The organism is Streptococcus sp. sy004, from assembly GCF_007859205.1.
In the GTDB taxonomy this organism is placed as follows: domain Bacteria; phylum Bacillota; class Bacilli; order Lactobacillales; family Streptococcaceae; genus Streptococcus.
On record NZ_VOHP01000001.1, the window covers coordinates 345,622 to 367,925 of the forward strand.

The window sequence follows — 22,304 nt, forward strand, 5'->3', positions numbered from 1 at the left end:
ATGGTACAAGAAACCAAGCGAGCACGTTTAATCTACAATCCTGTTTCTGGACAGGAAATCATGAAAAAACATATAGCAGATGTGTTACATATTTTGGAGCAGCTTGGCTATGAAGCGTCAGCCTTTCAGACAACTGCAGAACCTAACTCTGCCATGGATGAAGCGACAAGAGCAGCTCTGACAGGTTTTGATTTAGTGATTGCAGCTGGTGGTGATGGCACAATCAATGAAGTTGTTAATGGTATTGCTCCCTTGAAACAACGCCCACATATGGCCATTATACCGACTGGAACAACCAATGATTTTGCTCGTGCCCTTAAAATTCCACGGAACAATCCGATTGAAGCCGCTAAAATCATCGGCAAACAACAACTGGTGTATCAAGATATTGGCTTAGCCTATCAAGATAGCTATTTTATCAATATTGCAGCGACAGGTAGCTTGACAGAATTGACCTATAGTGTGCCGAGTAATATGAAAACCATGTTTGGCTACCTAGCCTATTTGGCAAAAGGAGTAGAGCTGTTGCCTCAAATTAGTAATGCACCAGTCAAGATTACTTATGATGATGGTGTTTTTGAAGGAGATGTCTCTATGATTTTCGCTGCCCTGACCAATTCAGTTGGTGGCTTTGAGCAAATCGCCCCCGATGCTAAATTAGATGATGGGAATTTCACCTTAATCTTGGTTAAGACAGATAACTTTTTAGAGATTAGTCACTTGATTAGTTTGGTCATTCAAGGAGGAAAGCACATCGAAGATCCTCGTGTAGAATATATCAAGACCAGTCAGTTAACGATTGAACCACAAAGTGACCAGCGAATGATGATTAACTTAGATGGTGAATATGGTGGGGACGCACCGATTACATTGAGAAACTTAAAAAATCACATTAGTTTTTTTGCCAATACTGACGAGATTTCTGGCGAAGCTCTCAGTTTTGACCCAGAATTAAAAGAAATAGCTGAAAAATTTGCTCATAAAGTAGAAGACTTAGGCGAGACAGAGAACTAGAAAGTGTCTAGTTCTCTGTCTTTTTATCATCAAAGAGAAGATTACAGACCTTGATTTTCAAAAGGTCAGGAAAGGTTTAATATATCAAAGAAAAACGGCTTTTATTTCTCTATTTTGATTGACATTTTTAAAAAATAGGACTAGACTTAAAAGAGTAAAAAATATTATATCTAAAGGAGGATTCATAATGAATCTAGCGATTTTAGCCCTAGGGCTTGCAGTAATGGGTGTTAGTATTGGTGAAGGCTTGTTAGTAGCCAATATTGCTAAGGCAGCAGCTCGTCAACCAGAGATGTTTGACAAACTTCGTGCCTTGATGTTCTTAGGTGTAGCCTTTATTGAGGGAACATTCTTCATTCTCTTCGTCTTTACTTTCTTGGTCAAGTAAACCAAGTTTCTAGATTAACAAGGAGGGAATCAATTGGAAACATTAACCAATCCCAGTATGACCTTGTTTGGTATTGAGTTTGATTTGACCATTCTAGCCATGTCGCTAATTACAGTATTAGTCGTTTTTGGTCTAGTTGCTTGGTCCACTAGAAAATTGACCATCAAACCCAAGGGTAAGCAAAATGTCATAGAATACCTTTATGATTTTGTGCGTGAAACCATTAGTCCTAAACTGGGAAAATATACAGATAATTATAGTCTTTTCTTCTTTGTCTTGTTCTTGTTTCTCATTGTTGCCAATAATCTAGGCTTACTAGTTAAATTAGAAACGGAACATTTTAATTTATGGACCTCGCCAACTTCTGTTTTTGCAGTTGATTTGACCCTTGCCGGTATCATAGCAGTAATTTGCCATGTGGAAGGGATTCGAAAGAATGGCTTGAAGGGCTATTTAGCTGGTTTTACACAACCACATCCAGCCATGTTACCGATGAATATTCTTGAAGAAGTGACCAGCATTTTGTCTCTATCATTACGTTTGTTTGGTAATATTTTTGTTGGTGAAGTCATGACCAGTCTAATCTTACAAATGCCAAGTGCAAGTATTGTTTTGGCACCTTTTGCTTTTATTCTTAATATGCTGTGGGCAGGATTTTCGATTTTTATCTCATGCATTCAAGCATACGTCTTTATCATTCTGTCGTCAACTTATTTAGGAAATAAAATCAATTCAGAAGAAGAATAAGAAAGGAATAAACTATGTCGTTATTGTTTAATGCGACCAGTCTTGGTAACATCATCATTACGCTGGGCTCCATTCTTCTATTAGTCGTTTTAATCAAGAAATTTTCTTGGCAACAGTTGACTGCTGTTTTTAAAGAACGTGAAGAAAAGATTGCTCAAGATATTGATGGTGCGGAAACGGCACGTTGTCAGGCAGAGGTTTTTGCAGATAAACGTCAAGCTGAATTAGCTACTGCACGTCAAGAAGCAGGACGAATTATTGATAGTGCCAAGGAAACTGGTGCACTTCAAGGTGCTAAAATAATTGAGCAAGCAGAAGCAGATGCTAAGCAACTGAAAGAACAAGCCGAGCAGGATATTATTCAGTCTAAAACAGAAGCTTTGGCCGATATTAAGGGAGAAATCTCTGATTTAACCGTTGCTTTAGCTGAAAAAATGATGTTGACGCAATTAGATCAGCAAAAACAAAGTCAATTGATTGATCAATACTTGGAGCAGTTGGGAGAATAGTGAATGAAACAGGTCATTGAGCAATATGCAAAAAGTATCGTCGAGGTTGCAACAGAAAAAAATTGCTTGTCACAGCTTGATCAAGAACTGTCGAACTTTATCCAACTAGGACAAGAGCATCAATTACCGAGTTTATTAGCTAGGCAATCTTATGATCGTCAAGCTAAGATAAAGCTTGTTAGGTTATTTCAAGAGTCTAGTTCAGTATATCTGAAAAATTTTCTTGAGGTAATTTTACAAAATGAGCGAGAAGCTCTTCTTTTTCCTATTTTTGAAACGGCTCTTGCAAAAATTAATCAGCTCAGAGGTAGTTTTGATGTTCATCTAACCAGTGCTCAAGCCTTGTCTGACAAGCAAAAGCAACGTCTTTTGAAAATGGTTAAACATAAATTCGACCTGGAACCTCGTCAGTTGATTGAGCATATTGATCCAAGTTTAATTGGAGGGTTTATTGTATCAGCTAACAACAAGGTGCTTGATACAAGTATTCGTCGTCAATTACAAGACTTCAAATTAAAATTAAAATAGAAAGTGGTGTGACTTTTGGCAATTAACACACAAGAACTTAGTGCTTTAATTAAGCAACAAATAGAGAATTTTAAGCCAAATTTTGATGTCACAGAAACAGGTGTCATTACTTATGTGGGTGATGGCATTGCCCGTGCTCGTGGTTTAGATAATGCCATGAGTGGCGAGCTATTAGAATTTGCTAATGGCACCTATGGTATGGCACAAAATTTGGAATCAACGGATGTTGGTATTATTATACTTGGAGATTTTTCTGCCATTCGTGAAGGCGATATGGTTAAACGGACAGGCAAAATCATGGAGGTACCAGTTGGCCCAGAACTAATTGGTCGTGTTGTGAATCCTTTAGGGCAAGCAGTGGATGGTTTGGGAGCTATTCAAACTCAAGCGACTCGTCCTGTTGAAACCCCGGCTCCTGGAGTAATGCAACGTAAGTCAGTTTCAGAGCCTTTACAAACAGGGATTAAAGCGATTGATGCTTTGGTACCAATAGGTCGTGGGCAACGTGAATTGATTATCGGAGACCGTCAGACTGGTAAGACTTCTGTGGCGATTGATACCATTATCAATCAAAAAGGGCAAGATATTATTTGTATTTATGTTGCCATCGGTCAAAAAGAATCAACAGTTCGTTCACAAGTTGAAACCCTACGTCAGTACGGTGCGATGGATTATACAATTGTTGTGACTGCTTCAGCGTCACAGCCTTCGCCATTGCTCTACATCGCACCTTATGCTGGGGTTGCCATGGCTGAAGAATTTATGTATAATGGCCAACATGTTCTAATTGTTTATGATGATTTGTCAAAACAAGCGGTAGCTTATCGTGAACTCTCATTATTACTTCGTCGTCCACCAGGACGTGAGGCCTACCCTGGAGATGTCTTTTACTTGCATAGTCGCTTGTTAGAGCGTTCAGCTAAGGTATCTGATGCCTTGGGTGGTGGTTCAATTACTGCCTTGCCATTTATTGAAACACAAGCAGGAGATATCTCAGCTTATATTGCAACTAACGTGATTTCGATTACAGATGGTCAAATTTTCTTGCAAGAAAATCTCTTTAATTCTGGGATTCGTCCAGCTATTGATGCCGGATCTTCTGTATCTCGTGTCGGTGGTTCAGCACAGATTAAGGCCATGAAAAAAGTAGCTGGAACATTACGTTTGGACCTGGCATCTTATCGTGAATTAGAAGCCTTTACTCAATTTGGTTCAGACTTAGATTCAGCAACTCAAGCCAAATTGAATCGTGGACGTCGCACAGTTGAAGTCTTGAAACAGCCACTTCATAAGCCGCTTCCAGTTGAGAAACAAGTTTTGATTTTGTATGCTTTGACGCATGGTTTCTTAGATAGTGTTCCTGTTCAGGATATTCTAGCTTTTGAAGTGGCATTGTATGACTATTTTGATACTCATTATGAGCATCTTTTAGCGACAATTCGTGAGACTAAAGATTTGCCTGAAGAAACCAAGCTGGATGCTGCCATTCAAGAATTTAAGAATCAATCAAACTTTAACTAAGGGGGTAACAGATGGCAGGATCTCTTAGCGAAATTAAAGGAAAAATTGTTTCTACTGAAAAAACCAGTAAAATTACGAGTGCTATGCGTATGGTGTCATCTGCTAAATTGGTGAAATCAGAGCAGGCGACTAAAGATTTTCAGCTCTATGCCAGTCGAGTTCGCCAAATCACGACAGATTTGCTAAAAAGCGAGTTAATTTTTGGTTCTGATAATGCGATGTTGGTCGCTAGACCTGTTAAGAAGACGGCTTATTTAGTCATTACTTCTGACAAGGGATTGGTTGGCGGCTATAATTCAAAAATTCTTAAAGCCGTTATGGAAATGATTGCAGATTATCATGATAATAATCCTAATGAATATACCATTATTTCTATTGGTAGTGTTGGTTCAGACTTTTTTAAAGCTAGAGGAATGAATGTTAGTTTTGAACTACGTGGTTTAGAAGATCAGCCAAGCTTTGAAGAAGTCAGAAAAATTATCTCTCAATCTGTTGAGATGTATCAAGAAGAAATTTTTGATAAACTCTATGTTTGCTATAATCATCATGTCAATAGCTTGACGAGTCAAGTCAGGGTTCAACAAATGTTACCCATCGTTGATTTAATTGCAGAGGAAGCAAGAGAGAATAAAGAAGCTGTCTTTGAATTAGAACCAAGCAGAGAAGCAATTTTAAAACAATTACTCCCACAATATACAGAAAGTTTAATCTATGGTGCGATTATTGATGCTAAAACGGCAGAGCATGCAGCAGGTATGACTGCCATGCAAACAGCAACGGATAATGCCCATCAAATTATCAATGATTTAACCATTCAGTATAATCGTGCAAGGCAAGCTACTATCACTCAAGAAATTACTGAAATTGTAGCAGGTGCCAATGCCTTGGAGTAGAAGTATTAGTTAGAAGGAGAAAGACATGAGTTCAGGTAAAATTGCTCAGGTAGTCGGTCCTGTTGTTGATGTTTTATTTGAAACAGGGGATCAATTGCCCGAGATTAACAATGCCTTAATTGTCTATAAAGATAAGGATAAAACACAGAAGGTTGTTTTAGAAGTGGCTCTTGAATTAGGTGAAGGCCTTGTTAGAACCATTGCCATGGAATCAACTGATGGATTAACACGTGGTTTGGAAGTATTAGATACTGGCCGTGCTATTAGTGTACCAGTTGGTCCTAAAACCTTGGGACGCGTTTTCAATGTTTTGGGAGATACAATTGACCTTGAAGAACCATTTGATGAAGATGTTGAGCGCCATGCAATTCATAAAAAAGCTCCAACCTTTGATGAGCTATCAGCTTCATCAGAAATCTTAGAAACAGGAATTAAGGTTATCGACCTTTTAGCGCCTTATCTAAAAGGTGGAAAAGTTGGACTATTTGGTGGAGCCGGTGTAGGTAAGACCGTCTTGATTCAAGAGTTAATTCATAACATTGCTCAAGAACATGGAGGTATTTCAGTCTTTACTGGTGTTGGTGAACGTACTCGTGAAGGAAACGATCTTTACTGGGAAATGAAAGAATCTGGTGTTATTGAAAAAACAGCCATGGTTTTTGGTCAAATGAATGAACCACCTGGTGCTCGTATGCGCGTTGCCTTAACTGGTTTGACTATTGCTGAATATTTCCGTGATGTTGAAGGCCAAGATGTCTTACTATTTATTGATAACATCTTCCGATTTACTCAGGCAGGTTCAGAAGTATCAGCTCTATTGGGTCGTATGCCTTCTGCAGTGGGTTATCAGCCAACCTTAGCGACTGAGATGGGCCAACTACAAGAACGGATTACATCAACTAAAAAAGGATCTGTTACCTCAATCCAAGCCATCTACGTTCCAGCAGATGACTATACCGATCCTGCACCAGCAACAGCCTTTGCCCATCTTGATTCAACAACCAACTTGGAACGTCGTTTAACACAGATGGGAATTTATCCAGCAGTAGATCCGTTGGCATCAAGTTCGCGTGCATTATCACCTGAAATTGTTGGGGAAGAACATTATCAAGTGGCAACAGAAGTGCAACGTGTGTTACAGCGTTATCGTGAATTACAAGATATTATCGCTATCTTGGGAATGGATGAATTATCTGATGATGAAAAAGTCTTGGTCGGACGTGCACGTCGTATTCAATTCTTCCTGTCACAAAACTTTAATGTTGCTGAACAGTTTACTGGTCAACCAGGGTCTTATGTGCCTGTTGCAGAAACAGTTCGTGGCTTCAAGGAAATTTTAGAAGGCAAGCATGACGCCCTTCCAGAAGATGCTTTCCGTAATGTTGGACGTATTGAAGATGTGATTGAAAAAGCCAATAAAATGGGCTTTTAGTGAGGTAGGCTTATGGCAGAAATGACAGTACAAATTGTCACACCAGACGGTATTCGTTACAACCATAAAGCAAGCTTTATTTCCATTAGAACACCAGATGGTGAAATGGGAATTTTACCTAATCATGTTAATTTAATTGCACCGTTAGAAGTGCATGAGATGAAAATCCGTCGAACTGATCATGATAGTCATGTCGATTGGGTAGCCGTGAATAAGGGCGTTATTGAAGTAAAAGATAACGTGGTAACCATTATTGCTGATTCGGCAGAGCGTGATTGCGACATTGACTTAAGTCGGGCAAAACGTGCCAAAGTTAGAGCCGAAAAAGAATTGGCAGAAGCTGAAAAAACTCATCGAGTGGATGAGATGGAAAGAGCTAAGGTTGCTCTTCAACGTGCGATTAACCGTATTCGTGTTGGTAATCATCGTTAAAAAGAAAAGAGTAGGCAAAGTGTTGCCTACTCTTTTTAATGTCAAAAATTTTGAGAAGTTCTCTAAAACTGCTATAATAAAAACATGGAACTAATAGAAAATACCATCAATCTTTTTAGTCATTTTATTTTTATTAGCCTTTTTCATCAATTATTTTACCAATTATTTGATTGGTCGCGTATCATCAAGGTTAATCAAGATAATGGCTGGAGATTAAGGCTCTTTATTTTGCTTTTAAGTATTGCTTTAGGCTATTTAGTCAGCAATTTTGTTTTAGATGTTCTTAGTTTTAGTCGCTTAATCATGTGGCGCAATTAACTTTAAGAAAAAAGAATGGAGAAATCATGGATACGATTATTATTGAAGGTGGCTCAACTCGTCTCAAAGGCCAAGTGACGATTGAAGGGGCAAAAAATGCTGTTTTACCCTTGCTAGCTGCTACAATTTTACCACAAGAAGGTAAAACATTATTACGAAATGTCCCTATTTTATCAGATGTTTTTACCATGAACAATGTGGTTAAAGGGTTAAATATTGCCCTTGAATTTAATCAAGAAAAAAAAGAAATTTTAGTAGATGCTACTGGAGAAATTCTTGATGAAGCTCCCTATGAATATGTTAGTCAAATGAGAGCTTCTATTGTCGTTTTAGGTCCGATTTTAGCTCGTCAAGGACATGCCAAAGTATCGATGCCAGGCGGTTGCAGTATTGGTAGTCGTCCCATTGACTTGCACCTTAAAGGTTTGGAATTGATGGGGGCTAAGATTTCTCAAGTGGGTGGAGATATTACTGCCACAGCAGAAAAGCTAAAAGGTGCCAATATTTATATGGACTTTCCAAGTGTTGGAGCCACACAAAATTTAATGATGGCAGCTACCTTGGCTGATGGTGTGACTGTGATTGAAAATGCTGCTCGTGAACCTGAAATTGTTGACTTGGCTGTTTTGCTCAATAAAATGGGGGCAGATGTCAAAGGAGCTGGTACAGAAACCTTAATCATCACAGGCGTAGAACGACTTCATGGTGCTGAACATGATGTGGTACAAGATCGCATTGAGGCTGGAACATTTATGGTTGCAGCGGCGATGACTTCTGGTGATGTTTTAGTTAAGGATGCGATTTGGGAACATAATCGTCCATTGCTCGCCAAACTTACAGAAATGGGAGTTGAGGCCACCGAAGAAGCAGATGGAATTCGAATCAAGTCTGATTTAACTAAATTAAAACCTGTAACCGTTAAGACCTTACCACATCCTGGTTTTCCAACTGACATGCAGGCTCAGTTTACAGCCTTAATGGCTGTGGTTAATGGAGAGTCAACCATGATTGAAACAGTTTTTGAAAATCGATTCCAGCATTTAGAAGAAATGCGTCGTATGGGACTACATTCAGAAATTCTGCGTGACACAGCCATTATTCATGGTGGACAAGATTTACAGGGAGCACCAGTAATGTCAACGGATTTGCGTGCTAGTGCAGCCTTGATTCTGACAGGGATGGTGGCTAAAGGGCAAACAAAAGTCACTAAGTTAAATCATTTAGATCGTGGTTACTACCAATTCCATGAAAAGTTAAAGGCTCTGGGAGCTAAAATTGAACGTGTTAGTGAGGTAGAACATGTCTAGAAGAAAGTATGTCAAAAAACAGTTTCGACTTCTTGGTCTCGTGTTTTTATTAAGTCTTTTATGCTTTGCTATTGGCCTAATGATTGGCTATGCTGTCTTAGGAACAGGTCGCAATCCTTTAGCTATTCTATCACCAGATAAATGGCAAGCGATTTTTGATAAATTTGCAGGGAGATAAATTAAATGGTTCAAATGAAATCTGGAAAAAAAGCCAAATCAACCTTATCGCTTATTGCTGTTTTAGCTAGTTTGGGATTAGGCTATTTAGGTGTTAATACGGACAGTGCTAGTAATCCTGTTCAAGCCATTATCAGCCAAGTAACAGGACAAACCAATAATCAATCCCTTACAAATAATGGGTCAAAAGCTAGTGAGAGTACTCCGACAGAAAGTCTAGCTCGATCTGTTCTAACTCCAGCCGTTAAAAAGCAGCTAGGAACAAAAATTAAGTTCAATGGTGCTGGGGCATTTATCATTAACGATAATAAAACCTCTTTAGAAGCAGATGTCGCTAGTTTACCCTATGCGACTAACCAAACCAAAAAAGTCCAAGGAAAAACCGTTCCAACTGTCGCCAATGCTCTCTTATCAAGAGCTACGCGTCAGTATAAAAATCGTGAAGAAACAGGCAATGGGTCAACTTCTTGGAAACCAGCAGGTTGGAACCAATTATATGATTTAGCTGGTGAATACAGTCATGCGGTCGATCGTGGTCATCTATTAGGCTATGCCATTACTGGTGGTTTGAAGGGGTTTGATGCTTCGGCTAGTAATCCTGAAAATATTGCCACTCAAGCTGCCTGGGCTAATCAAGCTGATACAGCCGATTCAACTGGACAAAATTATTATGAAACCCTTATTCGTCGTGCCTTGGACAACAATAAGCGAGTTCGTTATCGCGTAACTCTTATCTATGATGGCAACAACATTTTAGCTTCAGGTAGTCATTTGGAGGCTAAATCTTCAGATGGCAGCTTAGAATTTAATGTTTTTATTCCTAATGTTCAAAGTGGTCTGACCTTTAACTATCGAACAGGACAAGTGAGTGTTAACTCATAACTTAGGGTATATTTAGGCATTTTAATGGATTTTTTGACTTGTCAGCTTGGCTATTTTTTGATAGAATAAAAAGGAATTTAATAGTGGTCTGTGAGATTAGTAACTAAAGGGAACTTGTTAGGGAGTGTAAGCCGTGACTGAAAGCTTACTCAAGGAAAATTTAGCCAATTCACTCACATCAAAGATCAAACAAGTAAGGTCTGGCTTTATGCTAGATAAAAACGGATGGTACCGCGTGTCAACGCTCCGCTTAGGAGTTTTGGCACGTTTTTCTTGTTTAAGCCACTAAATATTTGGAGGAAATATGGATTTACAAGCACAACTAGAAGAGTTAAAACGTAGCACGCAGGAAAAATTAGCTGGTATGACTCATAAACATGTCCGTGATTTGCAAGACTTACGCGTACAGGTTTTGGGCAAAAAAGGTAGTTTAACCGAGTTACTAAAGGGCTTAAAAGATTTGCCAAATGAGTTGCGTCCTGCTGTTGGTAAACAAGTCAATGAAGTGCGTGACCTTTTGACGACAGCCTTTGATGAACGTGTTAAATTAGTTGAAGAAATGGCGATTCAAGCCCAATTAGAGCAAGAAAGCCTTGATGTGACCTTGCCAGGTCGCAAACAAAATCTAGGACACCGTCATGTTTTAACGCAGACCTGTCAAGAAATCGAAGATATTTTTCTTGGTATGGGCTATCAAATTATCGATGGTTTTGAAGTTGAGAAAGATTACTACAACTTTGAGCGAATGAATTTGCCAAAAAATCATCCAGCTCGTGACATGCAAGATAGTTTCTATATTACAGAAGAAATCTTACTTCGTACACATACCAGTCCTGTTGAAGCTCGTGCCATGGATCAGCATGATTTTAGCAAAGGACCGTTGAAAATGATTTCGCCAGGGCGAGTTTTCCGTCGTGATACCGATGATGCCACACATAGCCACCAGTTCCATCAAATTGAAGGGCTTGTTGTGGGAGAAAAGATTTCAATGGCAGACCTCAAAGGTACTTTATTGATGATTAGTCAAAAAATGTTTGGTAAAGATCGTGAAATTCGTCTGCGTCCGTCTTACTTCCCATTTACAGAACCGTCTGTTGAAGTGGATGTTTCTTGTTTTAAATGCGAAGGCAAAGGCTGTTCAGTTTGTAAAAAAACAGGATGGATTGAAATTTTAGGTGCTGGTATGACTCATCCAAGCGTTCTAGAAATGAGTGGTCTTGATAGTAACAAATATTCTGGTTTTGCTTTTGGAATGGGGCAAGAACGTATTGCTATGCTACGTTATGGTATCAATGATATTCGTGGTTTTTATCAAGGAGATAGCCGTTTTTCTGAACAATTTTAGGAGTTGAGATGATTGTTAACATTTTAGAAAAAGATGTGTCAATATTAAGAGAATTGGCAATGGAAACCTTTGCTGATACTTTTGGAGAGTCAATCAAAGACGAAGATTTACAAACTTACTTTGCAACAGACTTATCTTTAGACACCCTATCATTAGAATTAAGAAACCCAGAATCTCAATATTACTTTATACTTGTCGATCATCAACCTGTTGGTTTTGTCAAAGTCAATCAAGGTTCTGCCCAAACGGAACAAGAGTTAGACAATGCCTTTGAAATTCAACGTTTATATGTGAAAAAAGGCTATCAAGGGCTAGGTTTGGGTAAAAAATTATTTGAATTTGTTTTAGACTTGGCTAAAGCGTCTGGCTGCGACTGGGTATGGCTAGGGGTTTGGGAGCATAATTATAAAGCGCAAGCCTTTTATACCAAGTATGGTTTTGAAAAATTTAGCCAACATGAGTTTATCACAGGAGAAACCGTTGATATTGATTGGTTGTTACGCCGACCTCTCAAATAACTGTATTAAAAGAAAGGAAAAAAATGCTAGTAAATTATAAATGGTTAAAAAACTTGGTTGATATTGACGTATCAAGTCAAGACTTAGCAGATAAAATGTCAACAACAGGAATTGAAGTTGAGGGAGTTAGTCAAGCAGGGGCTGGCCTATCAAAAATCGTGGTCGGTCAAGTTGTTACTTGTGAAGACATTCCTGATACTCATCTTCATCTTTGCCAAGTGGACACAGGAGATGATGAGCCACGTCAAATTATCTGTGGTGCTCCTAATGTTGAAGCAGGAATTAAGGTCATCGTCGCCCTTTCTGGTGCTCGAATTAAAGATAATTACAAGATCAAAAAAGGAAAAATTCGCGGTTTTGAATCATTAGGGATGATTTGTTCATTGAGTGAGTTAGGCGTTTCTGATTCTGTCGTTCCGAAATCTTATGCTGATGGTATTTATCATTTGCCACTTGAAGCCAAGGTTGGAGATGATGCCCTTGCCTATCTTGATTTGCATGATGAAATTATCGAATTATCAATCACGCCTAACCGTGCAGATGCTCTTTCTATGCGAGGAGTTGCTCATGAAGTTGCAGCTATTTATGGCAAGACTGTTAAATTTCCAAAAAGAGAAATTGTCGAAAGTGAAAAGGCAGCTAATCAAGTGTTAGCAATCACTCTTGAAACTGATAAAGTGCCATTTTATTCAGCACGAGTTATTGAAAATGTCAAGATCCAACCAAGCCCACAATGGTTGCAAAATCTCTTGATGAACCAAGGCATTCGTCCAATCAACAATGTTGTCGATGTGACTAACTATTGCTTGCTTTATTTTGGTCAACCTATGCACGCCTTTGATTTTGATAAATTTGAAGGCCAAACGATTGTACCACGTCAAGCCAAAGCAGGTGAAAAAATAGTTACACTTGACGGGGAAGAACGTGAATTAGTTAGTGAAGATATTGTCATCACTGTTGCAGACAAACCAGTTGCCCTAGCTGGTGTTATGGGAGGAGCTAATACTGAAATTGACGATAACTCTCAAAGAGTGGTACTAGAAGTCGCAATTTTTGAAAAACAATCTATTCGTAAGACAAGCAGTCGTCTGGGCTTACGCTCAGAGAGTTCAACTCGTTTTGAAAAAGGTGTCAATCAGGCTGATGTTTATGAAGCATTGGACTTTGCCGCTAGTTTGTTAGCAGAACTAAGTCAAGGACAAGTATTAGCTGGTCGAGTCGAAGCAGGTCAACTCGATTTAGAACCAGTTGATGTTTCAACTGATTTAGACTATGTCAACACGCGTCTAGGTACAAAACTCAAAATGAAAGATATTGTGGCTATTTTTAGTCAGCTAGACTTTGATTTTACAGCTAATAATGAAAAAGAGTTTACAGTTTCCGTGCCAAAACGTCGTTGGGATATTAGTATTCCAGCTGATTTGGTTGAAGAAATTGCTCGTATCTATGGCTATGATAAGTTGCCAACTAAATTACCAGAAACAGATGGCACAATTGGAGAATTAACTCAAATGCAAAAACTGCGTCGTCAAGTACAAACGGTGGCAGAGGGTTTAGGTTTATCTGAAATCATTACTTATTCTTTAACGACACCTGAAAAAGCGATTAGTTTCACCCCACAACCTAGCCAATTAACTGAATTAATGTGGCCGATGACTACTGAACGTTCCGCTCTTCGTCAAAATATGATTGCTGGTATGTTAGAAACACTAGCCTACAATGTCGCTCGTAAAAATACCAATCTGTCACTTTATGAACTTGGTCGTGTTTTTGAACAAACAGGTCATGTAAAAGAGGAGTTACCAACTGAGTTGGAGCATTTTGCCCTGGCTTTAACTGGTCTAGTTCAAGATAAAGATTTCCAAACACAAGCAGTTCCTGTTGATTTCTTCTATGCGAAAGGAATGATTGAAGCCTTGGCTGAGAAATTAAATTTAACATTTGATTTTGTAGCTAGTCAAGAGTTAGCAGAGCTACATCCAGGTCGTACTGCCTTGATTTATTGTCAAGATCAATTAGTTGGTTTCCTAGGTCAAGTACATCCACAGACTGCTAAGGCCTACAATATTTCAGAAACTTATGTGGCTGAAGTAAATGTTAGCCTGTTAGAACAATTGTTACCTAACAATAAGACCTTTACCGAAATTACTAAGTATCCAGCTATTTCTCGCGATGTGGCACTCTTAGTCAAATGTGAAATAACTCATGGTGACATTATCAAAGCCATTGAAAAAGCCGGAGTCAAACGTCTTACAGCGGTTAAACTCTTTGATGTTTACACAGGACAAAATATTGATTTGGATAAAAAATCAATGGCCTATAACTTAACTTTCCAAAATCCAGAAGCAAGTCTGACAGATGAAGAAGTATTCAATTATATGAATAAGATTGTTAAATCACTCAAAGAAGAACTAGATGCTGAAATCCGCTAGTTAAAATAACTGCTAAACCGAGCTTAACCGCTCGGTTTTTTGTGATACAATAATAAGAACAAGGAATATTTCTATTTTATAGTTAGTAGTCGCATTTTTCGAGCTTTTATATTAAAATAGATAAGATCATATATAAAGAGAATGTAACAATGAAAGAACGTCTAGGAGTGGGAAAATCCCACAGTAAGATTATTTTAATGGGAGAACATGCTGTTGTTTATGGCTATCCAGCTATTGCTCTTCCCCTAACCGATATTAACGTCACTTGTCAAATCAAACCAGCTTATCAAAGTGTTCCTCAAGCAGAAAATAGTTTGGCACGAGCTATCGCCTTAGCCAAGGATTATTTAGGAAAAACAGAGTGTCAATTACGTTATGAATTGGTGTCACAAGTCCCAGAAAAAAGAGGTATGGGGTCTTCGGCGGCTGTTAGTTTAGCAGGAATACGAGCTGTTTTTGATTACTTTCAAGAGGAGTTACCAGACCATGTTTTGACCAATCTAGCTAATCAAGCAGAAAAAATAGCTCATAGCAATCCTAGTGGCTTAGATGTTAAAACTTGTATGAGTCATCAAGCTATTAAGTTTATTAAAAACCAAGGTTTTGAACCACTATCAATCGATTTAGAAGCCTATTTAGTTATTGCTGATACGGGTATTCATGGTCATACCAGTGAAGCAGTACAAAAAATCGCAGATTTAGGGAAAAAAGCTAGTCCTTACTTAGAGCAATTAGGTGATTTAACCTTAACTGCTGAAAAAGCCATTAAAGCTAAGGAGTTAGAGAGACTTGGTCATAGTATGACAAAAGCTCATAAACAACTAGCCCAATTAGGTGTGTCTTGCGAGGTTGCGGATCATCTGGTTGAAAAAGCTCTAGCCTATGGGAGCTTAGGAGCCAAAATGAGTGGTGGTGGCTTAGGTGGTTGTGTCATTGCCCTTATAAAAAATAAAACAAACGCTCAAAAATTGAGCCAATATCTCAAAAAAGAAGGAGCTTGTCAGACATGGATTCGAAATCTGTAAGTGTCAAGTCTTATGCCAATATTGCCATTATCAAATATTGGGGGAAGGAAGATGCTAAAAATATGGTGCCTGCGACCAGCAGCATTTCTTTAACACTTGAAAACATGTACACTCAAACACGCTTGACTGCCTTGGATTCCAATGCTTCAGCGGATCAATTTTATATTGATGGTATTTTGCAAAATGATCTTGAACATCAAAAAATCAGTCAAATTATTGACCGTTTTCGTCAAGATCAACCTGTTTTTGTTCGTGTTGATACTAGTAATAACATGCCTACTGCAGCAGGATTGTCATCAAGTTCCAGTGGGTTATCAGCCTTGGTTATGGCTTGTAATGATTTTTTTAAAACTGATTTAAGTCGAGCCGAATTGGCCCAAGAAGCCAAGTTTGCTTCTGGTTCATCTGCTCGTAGTTTTTTTGGTCCTTTGGCAGCTTGGGATAAGGAAACAGGTGCTATTTATCCAGTTAAGACAGATTTGAAATTAGCCATGATTATGTTGGTGTTAAATGATCAGAAAAAACCAGTCTCTAGTCGTGACGGTATGAAACGCTGTATGGATACTTCAACAAACTTTTCTGACTGGATTGAGCAATCAACTACTGACTATAAGATGATGTTAGAATTTTTGGCAACCAATGAGTTTACAAAAGTTGGTCAATTAACAGAAAAAAATGCTTTGGCGATGCACGCAACGACTACAACTGCCCATCCAGCCTTTTCTTACCTAACAGAGCAATCTTATCAGGCCATGGAGTTTGTTAAAAGCTTACGCCAAAAAGGGTACGAGTGTTATTTTACAATGGACGCTGGACCTAATGTTAAGGTTCTTTGTCTAGAAAAAGACCTTGATCAGTTAGTGCCACTCTTTGAAAAACACTATCGTATTATTGTGTCTAAAACAAAGGATTTGCCTAATGACTAAAACCTATCATGTGACTACAGGAGGTAAGTTATACTTGGCAGGTGAGTATGCCGTTTTAACACCTGGTCAAACTGCCTTGATTAAATATATTCCTATTTTGATGGAGGCAACCATACAAGCCAATCCAGATTATCAGTTGTCATCTGATCTGTTTGATTATAGTGTCGATCTATATCCAGATAAACAGTATGCCTTGATACAAGAAACCGTGTCGATTGTCAATGATTACCTGGTAAAATTAGGGCACACGCTTTCTCCTTTTCGTCTTCGAATTTCAGGTAAATTTGAAAAAAATGGTAAAAAAATTGGTATTGGATCTAGCGGTAGTGTGATTATCCTAACCATCAAAGCTATGGCGGAATTTTACAAAATCCATCTTTCAGCAGATTTACTTTTTCGTTTGGCCAGCTATGTGCTTCTAAAACGTGGAGATAATGGGTCTATGGGCGATTTGGCTTGCATTGCCTATGAAGATTTCATTGCTTTTACTAGTTTTAATCGTCAGAAAATCAGAAAATTGATTGCTGAAAACGAATTATTAACAGTTTTGACGGCAGATTGGGGGTATCAGATTAGACCAATTAAGGTGACACTTCCTTGTGAATTTTTAGTTGGTTGGACAGGAACACCTGCGATTTCCAAAGACATGATTGAGTTAGTTCAAGCATCAATTAGTTCAGATTTTCTTGAACAAACTCAAATTGTGGTTGAACAGATTGAGCAAGGCTTAAAAAAGGCTGATCAAGAACTGGTTAGTGTTGGGCTAAAAAGAGCTGGGCAACTATTGGAAAAACTTCACCCTGCTATTTATTCAAAGACTTTACAAGAACTGGTTGGGGCAACAAAAAATTTCACGGCAGTTGCTAAAAGTAGTGGAGCTGGTGGGGGTGATTGTGGCGTGGCCCTAACGTTTGATACAAAAAGTAGTTGCTGCTTAATTGAAAAGTGGCAGCAAGCTGGAATTGAGTTATTATGGCAGGAGGTGTTAGCATGACCAATAATCGTAAAGATGACCATATTCGTCACGCACTCGCGTATCAGTCACCTTATAATAGTTTTGATGATGTGGAGCTCATTCATTGTTCCTTACCAGATTATGATTTGGCAGAGATTGATTTATCTACCCATTTTGCAGGCCATGATTTTGCTTATCCATTTTATATCAATGCCATGACTGGTGGTAGCGAAAAAGCAAGAATTATCAATGAAAAATTGGCTCAAATTGCTGAAACTTGTGGGATTCTATTGGTGACAGGCTCTTACAGTGCTGCCTTAAACAATCCTTCTGATGCTTCTTTTAAATTGAAAAAGGAGAATTCTGATTTACTCTTAGCGACTAATATCGGCTTAGATAAACCGTATCAAGCCGGTTTACAAGCCCTAGAGGCCTTGCAACCTATATTTTTGCAAGTTCATGTCAATGTCATGCAAGAATTGTTAATGCCTGAAGGCGAGCGACAATTTTCACACTGGAAAAACCATTTGGCAGAATATGTAAAAAATATCCCTGTACCAATAGTCTTAAAAGAAGTCGGTTTTGGCATGGATGTTAAAACAATCCAACAGGCTTATGATTTAGGCATTAAAACCGTTGATATTTCAGGGCGTGGGGGAACTAGTTTTGCCTATATTGAAAACCAACGCAGTCAAAGGCGTCATTACCTAGACCAGTGGGGACAATCAACCGTTCAAGCCTTACTAAACGCTCATGACTTGTCTGATAAGGTGGAGCTATTGGCTAGTGGAGGGATTCGTCATCCCCTTGATATGATTAAGGCCTTGGTTTTAGGAGCTAAAGGAGTCGGGCTATCTCGACCTATCCTAGAACTTGTTGAAACAAAAGACGTAGCAGAAGTGATTGAGATTATCCAACAATGGCAAGATGACCTAAAACGCATCATGTGTGCCTTAAATTGTCGCACGATTGAAGACTTAAAAACCGTTAATTATTTACTTTACGGTAAGTTAGCCTCAGCCAATCCCAATTAGCATAAAACTGATTAACCTAAGATTTAGTTCTACTTGAATAGAAAGAACTAAATTTTTTTATACTAGACAATATTTAGAAAGAATCTGGAGTAATGCCCTTAAGGCAGGCAAGCAAGTAGAAGTTTCTATCAAACTTAGATATGATGGTGCCTCTAAACGACCTAAAGAGTTTAAAATCAGATATAAAATTGATAGTCAAGAATTTTTAGAAAATATTCCCAATATCTCAAAACCCTAGGAGAAAGTATATGACTTTACAAACAGAACTCAAATCCATTGAAAAACAGATGATTGATTTAGCATTAGATTTTGCAAATCACCAAGTGGATGGTATTTATATTTATGCTGTTTTAGAACGAACGGTACAAAGTTTTGATGCTTTTTACCGTATTCAAAATAATTACGTAGAACGACATTTTTTAAATGATTTTTTAAGTTCAGACTATCAAATAGATAAATCAAGTGATTATCAATTTGAATTTTTAGAAGATGGTTTAGATTTAATTTTTAAAATCATTGATTTACATCAATCAAGCGATAGCCCCTATCTAACTGAATTATGGGTAATCTATGACCATACATCAAATCAATGGCAAACAACCTATAGCTATGAAGCTCGTTATGAAAAAGCTCCATTGCATGTCCAAATAACACCATACGAAGAATTTTACAAATGGTTTGATCAAGTCAAATCACAAGGATTGTAAAAGCTAATCAATCTAAACTCTCTTGTGATAGTATTCCAAGAGAGTTTAGTAAATATCATTTCTTTGAGATAGCTTAGGAGCAAACAATGACTTTAGAAACAAAACTCAAATCCATTGAAAAACAGATGATTGATTTAGCATTAAATTATGCGAATCATCAAGTAGATGGTGTTTATATTTATTGTGTAACAGAAAAATATGTACAAAGTTTCGATCTTTTTTATCGAATTAAAGACACTTATATTGACAGGCATGAGTTAAATCATTTTTTTGATACAGATAAGCAAATAGATAATTCTTCTGATACCGTCTTTGATATGCTTACAAAAGGTCTTGAGTATGGAGAAGATTTACAACAATTATGTTTGAGCTATGAGCAATCCTATCCAACAGAGTTATGGATTATCTATAACCATACATCAAATCAATGGCAAACAACTTATAGCTATGAAGCTCGTTATGAAAAAGCTCCATTGCATGTTCAAATAACACCATATGAAGAAATAGAGAAGTGGTTTGAGCAAGCCAAATCACAGAGATTGTAATTTTGTATAATCACACAAAAAGTCTTATTAAAAAATAAGACTTTTTCTATTCACTATTTTTGAATTACTCTTACTAAATTCTTTCACTAGAATGTTGTCGCAGTTTTTCTAAAAGAACAGTAGCCGTATCAAGATTCATGTGTTTTTCAACTAATAATTGTTTGACAAGCGGCGTCACTTCCTTGTCATCAGCTCCTGCCAATAGGGCTAATGATTTAGCGTGTAATTTCATGTGACCATCTTGAATACCCGTATCAACCAAAGCCTTCAAGGCAGCAAAGTTTTGAGCTAGACCAATAGACACGACAAGTCTAGCCAATGATTTGGCGTCAACTTGCCCAAGTATATCATGTGCCAACTGAACACTAGGATTTAAGCCAATCGAGCCCCCCTTACTAGCCGTCGGCATAGGTAGGGTCATTTCTCCCACGAGTTGCTCTAGCTCAGGCTCATAGATCCAAGTGCTCAAGCCCTGATAAGTTCCCGTATGACTGGCATAAGCATGTCCTGCCGCCTCAATCACTCGCCAATCATTTCCTAAAGCCATAATCAGAGCATCAATTCCATTAAAAATCCCTTTATTATGAGTGGCTGCTCGATAGGGGTCGAGCTTAGCAAACTGACTCGCTAAAACGATTTTTTGGGCAATTTCTTTAGCTTTTTCCTTATTACGATTCAAAAAACGTAGGTCAACAGCACACTTTGTCGTGACTAAGGATTCTGTCGCATAATTGGACAAAATTGCCATTAAAGACTGACCTTGACTAAGGTCTGCTAGTGGCTGTTTTAGAGCTTCCATCATCGTATTGACCATATTAGCCCCCATAGCTTCTTGGGTATCGACGGTGACAAATACGGCTAAAAAGGATTGTTCAACTTGATAGGTTTCAACAGATAAATCACACGCTCCACCACCACGTTTGACAATAGAAGGATAGGCTTGATTAGCAAGCTCTAATAAGTCAGATTTATTGGCTAAAATTGTCTGACTGGCAATAGCTAAATCAGGAATATCATACAAAATCACCTGTCCAATCATTTGGCGGTTGTGCAAGATCGTTTCAAAGCCCCCCGAACGCTTAATGATTTTACTAGCAAAGCTAGCGGCTGCAACCACTGAAGGTTCTTCTGTAACAAAAGGAACTCGATAAACGTGGCCATCTACCATAACATCTGGCACCAAACTAAATGGTAGGCTAAATTGACCAAAAACGTGTTCTGTCATCTGATTGGCCACAGTAAGTGGCAGTTGTTGATTAGTGGTTAAAATATCACGACTTTGGTCAGAAAGATGAGGCAACTGCTTCATCAGTTCTTGTCGTTCTTGGGGTGTTTTTTTAGCAAATCCAGTCCAGTTCATCTTAGTCCACCTTGCTATACTGTCTTTGGTGCTGCTCGATACCAGTTAATCTAAATGTATTGGTTTGGTGCTCTGCAAAACTAACTGAGCCATTTTCATCTAACTGAGCCTGTTCAAAGAAAAGCTGTTCATACTCAGAGATAGACAAAGGAGTGCGTTGATCTAAGTCATTTTGTCTAGTCGATGAGAGTTGATTCTCAAATCCTTCAACTAACAGCCCACTAAAAATTTCAGACACAGCACCGCTACCATAGCTGAAAAAGCCAAGACGGTCACCTGCTTGTAGTGTTTTCGCATTTTCCAAAAGAGAAAGTAATCCCAAGTAAAGTGAACCGGTATAGATGTTTCCGACTTGCTTGCTATAAGCGATCGAATGCTCAAAATTTTCCTTTAATTGTTCTTGATGAGGTAAAGCTAAGTCTTTTGTCATCAATTTGTTTAAACCCTTGAGTGCTAGTTTAGGGAAGGGAAGATGGAAACAAAAAGCCGTAAAATCAGCCATGGTCAAACCAGTACGTTTTTGATACTCTGCCCAAGTAGTTGTCAAAGAATCTAAGTATTGCTTGGTCGAATACATACCATTGACAAAAGGAACCTCTGAATAATTTGGACGCCAAAAGTCCATGACATCTCTAGTTTGAGCGACATTATCATCTTTAAAAGCCAGTATTCGTGGATTGGCAGTGACCAACATAGCAAGGCTTCCTGCTCCCTGAGTTGGCTCGCCTGCTGATTGAATACCATATTTGGCAATGTCACTAGCAATAACCAAGACACGAGAAGTTGGCGACTTTTCAATGTGTAATTTAGCATAATTGAGAGCAGCAGTGGCACTATAGCAAGCTTCTTTCATCTCAAAACTTCTAGCAAACGGTTGAATGCCTAACAACGCATGAACATAAACGGCTGCCGCTTTACTTTGGTCAATACTAGACTCCGTTGCCACAATCACCATGTCAATTTTTTCTTTGTCCTCATCAGTGAGCATACTTTGAGCTGCACTGGCCGCTAACGTCACAATATCTTCACTAATTGGAGCAATGCTCAATGCGTCTAGCAACAAGCCTTCGCTATATTTGGCTGGTTCAACATCTCGAGCCATAGCCAGTTCTGTCATTTTTAATTGATATTTTGGGGTTGCAAAACCGATTTTATCAATGCCGATTAGCATGATTTTATCTCCTATCTCATTTAGGTTTATCTTTATTTAGTTGCTCTTAATTCTAACATAAAAAAGCCCATTTGCCATTGAAAAAACTTCGAGATGTCAAGCTAATTGGTAGCTATCTTTTTTACTGGATTTTTTGAT

General features: G+C 38.3%; 25 protein-coding genes. 23 read left to right on the forward strand and 2 right to left on the reverse strand.

Annotated features, from left to right (window positions below; translation table 11 throughout):
* The 23 genes from FRX54_RS01785 to FRX54_RS01895 all read left to right on the forward strand — a co-directional run bounded on the left by FRX54_RS01785 (position 1) and on the right by FRX54_RS01895 (position 19,635).
* The gene (locus tag FRX54_RS01785; protein ID WP_146460367.1) at positions 1 to 1,014 is read left to right on the forward strand and encodes a diacylglycerol kinase family lipid kinase; all 1,014 of its coding nucleotides are present in this window, start codon (positions 1 to 3) and stop codon (positions 1,012 to 1,014) included.
* 187 nt (positions 1,015 to 1,201) lie between these two features.
* Entirely contained in the window at positions 1,202 to 1,402 is a 201-nt protein-coding gene (locus FRX54_RS01790) for a F0F1 ATP synthase subunit C (RefSeq protein ID WP_146460371.1), read from the forward strand.
* 33 nt (positions 1,403 to 1,435) lie between these two features.
* Entirely contained in the window at positions 1,436 to 2,149 is a 714-nt protein-coding gene (gene atpB / locus FRX54_RS01795) for a F0F1 ATP synthase subunit A (protein ID WP_146460374.1), read from the forward strand.
* A gap of 14 nt (positions 2,150 to 2,163) precedes the next feature.
* Positions 2,164 to 2,658, forward strand: a complete 495-nt coding sequence (gene atpF, locus FRX54_RS01800) for a F0F1 ATP synthase subunit B (RefSeq protein ID WP_146460377.1) — start codon at positions 2,164 to 2,166, stop codon at positions 2,656 to 2,658.
* Positions 2,659 to 2,661: 3 nt separating this feature from the next.
* Positions 2,662 to 3,186 (forward strand): F0F1 ATP synthase subunit delta, encoded by a 525-nt coding sequence (locus FRX54_RS01805; RefSeq protein WP_146460380.1) that lies wholly within the window; start codon positions 2,662 to 2,664, stop codon positions 3,184 to 3,186.
* A gap of 15 nt (positions 3,187 to 3,201) precedes the next feature.
* On the forward strand, positions 3,202 to 4,707 hold the full coding sequence (gene atpA / locus FRX54_RS01810) for a F0F1 ATP synthase subunit alpha (protein WP_146460383.1): 1,506 nt from the start codon (positions 3,202 to 3,204) through the stop codon (positions 4,705 to 4,707).
* Positions 4,708 to 4,718: 11 nt separating this feature from the next.
* Positions 4,719 to 5,600 (forward strand): F0F1 ATP synthase subunit gamma, encoded by an 882-nt coding sequence (locus FRX54_RS01815; RefSeq protein WP_146460386.1) that lies wholly within the window; start codon positions 4,719 to 4,721, stop codon positions 5,598 to 5,600.
* A gap of 25 nt (positions 5,601 to 5,625) precedes the next feature.
* On the forward strand, positions 5,626 to 7,032 hold the full coding sequence (gene atpD / locus FRX54_RS01820) for a F0F1 ATP synthase subunit beta (RefSeq protein ID WP_146460388.1): 1,407 nt from the start codon (positions 5,626 to 5,628) through the stop codon (positions 7,030 to 7,032).
* Between the two features lie 12 nt (positions 7,033 to 7,044).
* Entirely contained in the window at positions 7,045 to 7,464 is a 420-nt protein-coding gene (locus FRX54_RS01825; RefSeq protein ID WP_146460390.1) for a F0F1 ATP synthase subunit epsilon, read from the forward strand.
* A gap of 84 nt (positions 7,465 to 7,548) precedes the next feature.
* On the forward strand, positions 7,549 to 7,782 hold the full coding sequence (locus FRX54_RS01830; RefSeq protein ID WP_146460392.1) for a DUF1146 family protein: 234 nt from the start codon (positions 7,549 to 7,551) through the stop codon (positions 7,780 to 7,782).
* A gap of 26 nt (positions 7,783 to 7,808) precedes the next feature.
* Positions 7,809 to 9,089, forward strand: a complete 1,281-nt coding sequence (gene murA, locus FRX54_RS01835) for a UDP-N-acetylglucosamine 1-carboxyvinyltransferase (protein ID WP_146460394.1) — start codon at positions 7,809 to 7,811, stop codon at positions 9,087 to 9,089.
* Positions 9,082 to 9,267 (forward strand): DNA-directed RNA polymerase subunit beta, encoded by a 186-nt coding sequence (locus tag FRX54_RS01840; protein ID WP_146460396.1) that lies wholly within the window; start codon positions 9,082 to 9,084, stop codon positions 9,265 to 9,267. Before murA ends, FRX54_RS01840 begins: the two co-directional genes overlap by 8 nt.
* Positions 9,268 to 9,272: 5 nt before the next feature.
* Positions 9,273 to 10,148 carry a DNA/RNA non-specific endonuclease gene (locus FRX54_RS01845; RefSeq protein WP_146460398.1) on the forward strand — a complete coding sequence of 292 codons (876 nt, stop codon included), beginning with the start codon at positions 9,273 to 9,275 and terminating at the stop codon, positions 10,146 to 10,148.
* Positions 10,149 to 10,452: 304 nt separating this feature from the next.
* Positions 10,453 to 11,493, forward strand: coding sequence for a phenylalanine--tRNA ligase subunit alpha (pheS, locus tag FRX54_RS01850; protein ID WP_146460400.1), 1,041 nt, complete (start codon positions 10,453 to 10,455; stop codon positions 11,491 to 11,493).
* An 8-nt stretch (positions 11,494 to 11,501) separates the two neighbouring features.
* Complete coding sequence (locus tag FRX54_RS01855) at positions 11,502 to 12,011, forward strand: N-acetyltransferase (protein WP_146460402.1); 510 nt, start codon at positions 11,502 to 11,504, stop codon at positions 12,009 to 12,011.
* Positions 12,012 to 12,034: 23 nt separating this feature from the next.
* Positions 12,035 to 14,443, forward strand: coding sequence for a phenylalanine--tRNA ligase subunit beta (gene pheT / locus FRX54_RS01860; RefSeq protein ID WP_146460404.1), 2,409 nt, complete (start codon positions 12,035 to 12,037; stop codon positions 14,441 to 14,443).
* Between the two features lie 149 nt (positions 14,444 to 14,592).
* Positions 14,593 to 15,468, forward strand: a complete 876-nt coding sequence (gene mvk, locus FRX54_RS01865) for a mevalonate kinase (protein WP_146460406.1) — start codon at positions 14,593 to 14,595, stop codon at positions 15,466 to 15,468.
* Complete coding sequence (mvaD, locus tag FRX54_RS01870) at positions 15,450 to 16,394, forward strand: diphosphomevalonate decarboxylase (protein WP_146460408.1); 945 nt, start codon at positions 15,450 to 15,452, stop codon at positions 16,392 to 16,394. The genes mvk and mvaD overlap by 19 nt, the downstream gene beginning before the upstream one ends.
* Positions 16,387 to 17,388, forward strand: a complete 1,002-nt coding sequence (locus FRX54_RS01875) for a phosphomevalonate kinase (RefSeq protein ID WP_146460410.1) — start codon at positions 16,387 to 16,389, stop codon at positions 17,386 to 17,388. Before mvaD ends, FRX54_RS01875 begins: the two co-directional genes overlap by 8 nt.
* Positions 17,385 to 18,383 (forward strand): type 2 isopentenyl-diphosphate Delta-isomerase, encoded by a 999-nt coding sequence (gene fni / locus FRX54_RS01880; protein WP_146460412.1) that lies wholly within the window; start codon positions 17,385 to 17,387, stop codon positions 18,381 to 18,383. Before FRX54_RS01875 ends, fni begins: the two co-directional genes overlap by 4 nt.
* Before the next feature lie 82 nt (positions 18,384 to 18,465).
* Positions 18,466 to 18,621 carry a DNA/RNA non-specific endonuclease gene (locus FRX54_RS06455; protein WP_186652435.1) on the forward strand — a complete coding sequence of 52 codons (156 nt, stop codon included), beginning with the start codon at positions 18,466 to 18,468 and terminating at the stop codon, positions 18,619 to 18,621.
* Between the two features lie 10 nt (positions 18,622 to 18,631).
* On the forward strand, positions 18,632 to 19,090 hold the full coding sequence (locus FRX54_RS01890; protein ID WP_146460415.1) for a hypothetical protein: 459 nt from the start codon (positions 18,632 to 18,634) through the stop codon (positions 19,088 to 19,090).
* Positions 19,091 to 19,176: 86 nt separating this feature from the next.
* Positions 19,177 to 19,635, forward strand: coding sequence for a hypothetical protein (locus tag FRX54_RS01895; protein WP_146460417.1), 459 nt, complete (start codon positions 19,177 to 19,179; stop codon positions 19,633 to 19,635).
* Between the two features lie 73 nt (positions 19,636 to 19,708).
* On the opposite strand, the gene FRX54_RS01900 is transcribed toward FRX54_RS01895, so the two are convergent.
* Both FRX54_RS01900 and FRX54_RS01905 read right to left on the reverse strand, forming a co-directional pair.
* Complete coding sequence (locus FRX54_RS01900) at positions 19,709 to 20,995, reverse strand: hydroxymethylglutaryl-CoA reductase, degradative (RefSeq protein WP_146460420.1); 1,287 nt, start codon at positions 20,993 to 20,995, stop codon at positions 19,709 to 19,711.
* A gap of 1 nt (position 20,996) precedes the next feature.
* Positions 20,997 to 22,166 carry a hydroxymethylglutaryl-CoA synthase gene (locus FRX54_RS01905; RefSeq protein WP_146460422.1) on the reverse strand — a complete coding sequence of 390 codons (1,170 nt, stop codon included), beginning with the start codon at positions 22,164 to 22,166 and terminating at the stop codon, positions 20,997 to 20,999.
* Positions 22,167 to 22,304: the final 138 nt, after the last annotated feature.

Coding starts and splice junctions, on each gene's coding strand:
- pheS (WP_146460400.1), top strand. CDS start 10,453: ATGGATTTACAAGCACAACTAGAAGAGTTAAAACGTAGCACGCAGGAA.
- FRX54_RS01900 (WP_146460420.1), bottom strand. CDS start 20,995: ATGAACTGGACTGGATTTGCTAAAAAAACACCCCAAGAACGACAAGAA.
- FRX54_RS01805 (WP_146460380.1), top strand. CDS start 2,662: ATGAAACAGGTCATTGAGCAATATGCAAAAAGTATCGTCGAGGTTGCA.
- FRX54_RS01785 (WP_146460367.1), top strand. CDS start 1: ATGGTACAAGAAACCAAGCGAGCACGTTTAATCTACAATCCTGTTTCT.
- FRX54_RS01840 (WP_146460396.1), top strand. CDS start 9,082: ATGTCTAGAAGAAAGTATGTCAAAAAACAGTTTCGACTTCTTGGTCTC.
- FRX54_RS01790 (WP_146460371.1), top strand. CDS start 1,202: ATGAATCTAGCGATTTTAGCCCTAGGGCTTGCAGTAATGGGTGTTAGT.
- FRX54_RS01815 (WP_146460386.1), top strand. CDS start 4,719: ATGGCAGGATCTCTTAGCGAAATTAAAGGAAAAATTGTTTCTACTGAA.
- mvk (WP_146460406.1), top strand. CDS start 14,593: ATGAAAGAACGTCTAGGAGTGGGAAAATCCCACAGTAAGATTATTTTA.
- atpF (WP_146460377.1), top strand. CDS start 2,164: ATGTCGTTATTGTTTAATGCGACCAGTCTTGGTAACATCATCATTACG.
- FRX54_RS01875 (WP_146460410.1), top strand. CDS start 16,387: ATGACTAAAACCTATCATGTGACTACAGGAGGTAAGTTATACTTGGCA.
- FRX54_RS01905 (WP_146460422.1), bottom strand. CDS start 22,166: ATGCTAATCGGCATTGATAAAATCGGTTTTGCAACCCCAAAATATCAA.
- fni (WP_146460412.1), top strand. CDS start 17,385: ATGACCAATAATCGTAAAGATGACCATATTCGTCACGCACTCGCGTAT.
- FRX54_RS01845 (WP_146460398.1), top strand. CDS start 9,273: ATGGTTCAAATGAAATCTGGAAAAAAAGCCAAATCAACCTTATCGCTT.
- FRX54_RS01895 (WP_146460417.1), top strand. CDS start 19,177: ATGACTTTAGAAACAAAACTCAAATCCATTGAAAAACAGATGATTGAT.
- FRX54_RS01830 (WP_146460392.1), top strand. CDS start 7,549: ATGGAACTAATAGAAAATACCATCAATCTTTTTAGTCATTTTATTTTT.
- atpD (WP_146460388.1), top strand. CDS start 5,626: ATGAGTTCAGGTAAAATTGCTCAGGTAGTCGGTCCTGTTGTTGATGTT.
- FRX54_RS01890 (WP_146460415.1), top strand. CDS start 18,632: ATGACTTTACAAACAGAACTCAAATCCATTGAAAAACAGATGATTGAT.
- mvaD (WP_146460408.1), top strand. CDS start 15,450: ATGGATTCGAAATCTGTAAGTGTCAAGTCTTATGCCAATATTGCCATT.
- murA (WP_146460394.1), top strand. CDS start 7,809: ATGGATACGATTATTATTGAAGGTGGCTCAACTCGTCTCAAAGGCCAA.
- pheT (WP_146460404.1), top strand. CDS start 12,035: ATGCTAGTAAATTATAAATGGTTAAAAAACTTGGTTGATATTGACGTA.
- FRX54_RS01825 (WP_146460390.1), top strand. CDS start 7,045: ATGGCAGAAATGACAGTACAAATTGTCACACCAGACGGTATTCGTTAC.
- FRX54_RS01855 (WP_146460402.1), top strand. CDS start 11,502: ATGATTGTTAACATTTTAGAAAAAGATGTGTCAATATTAAGAGAATTG.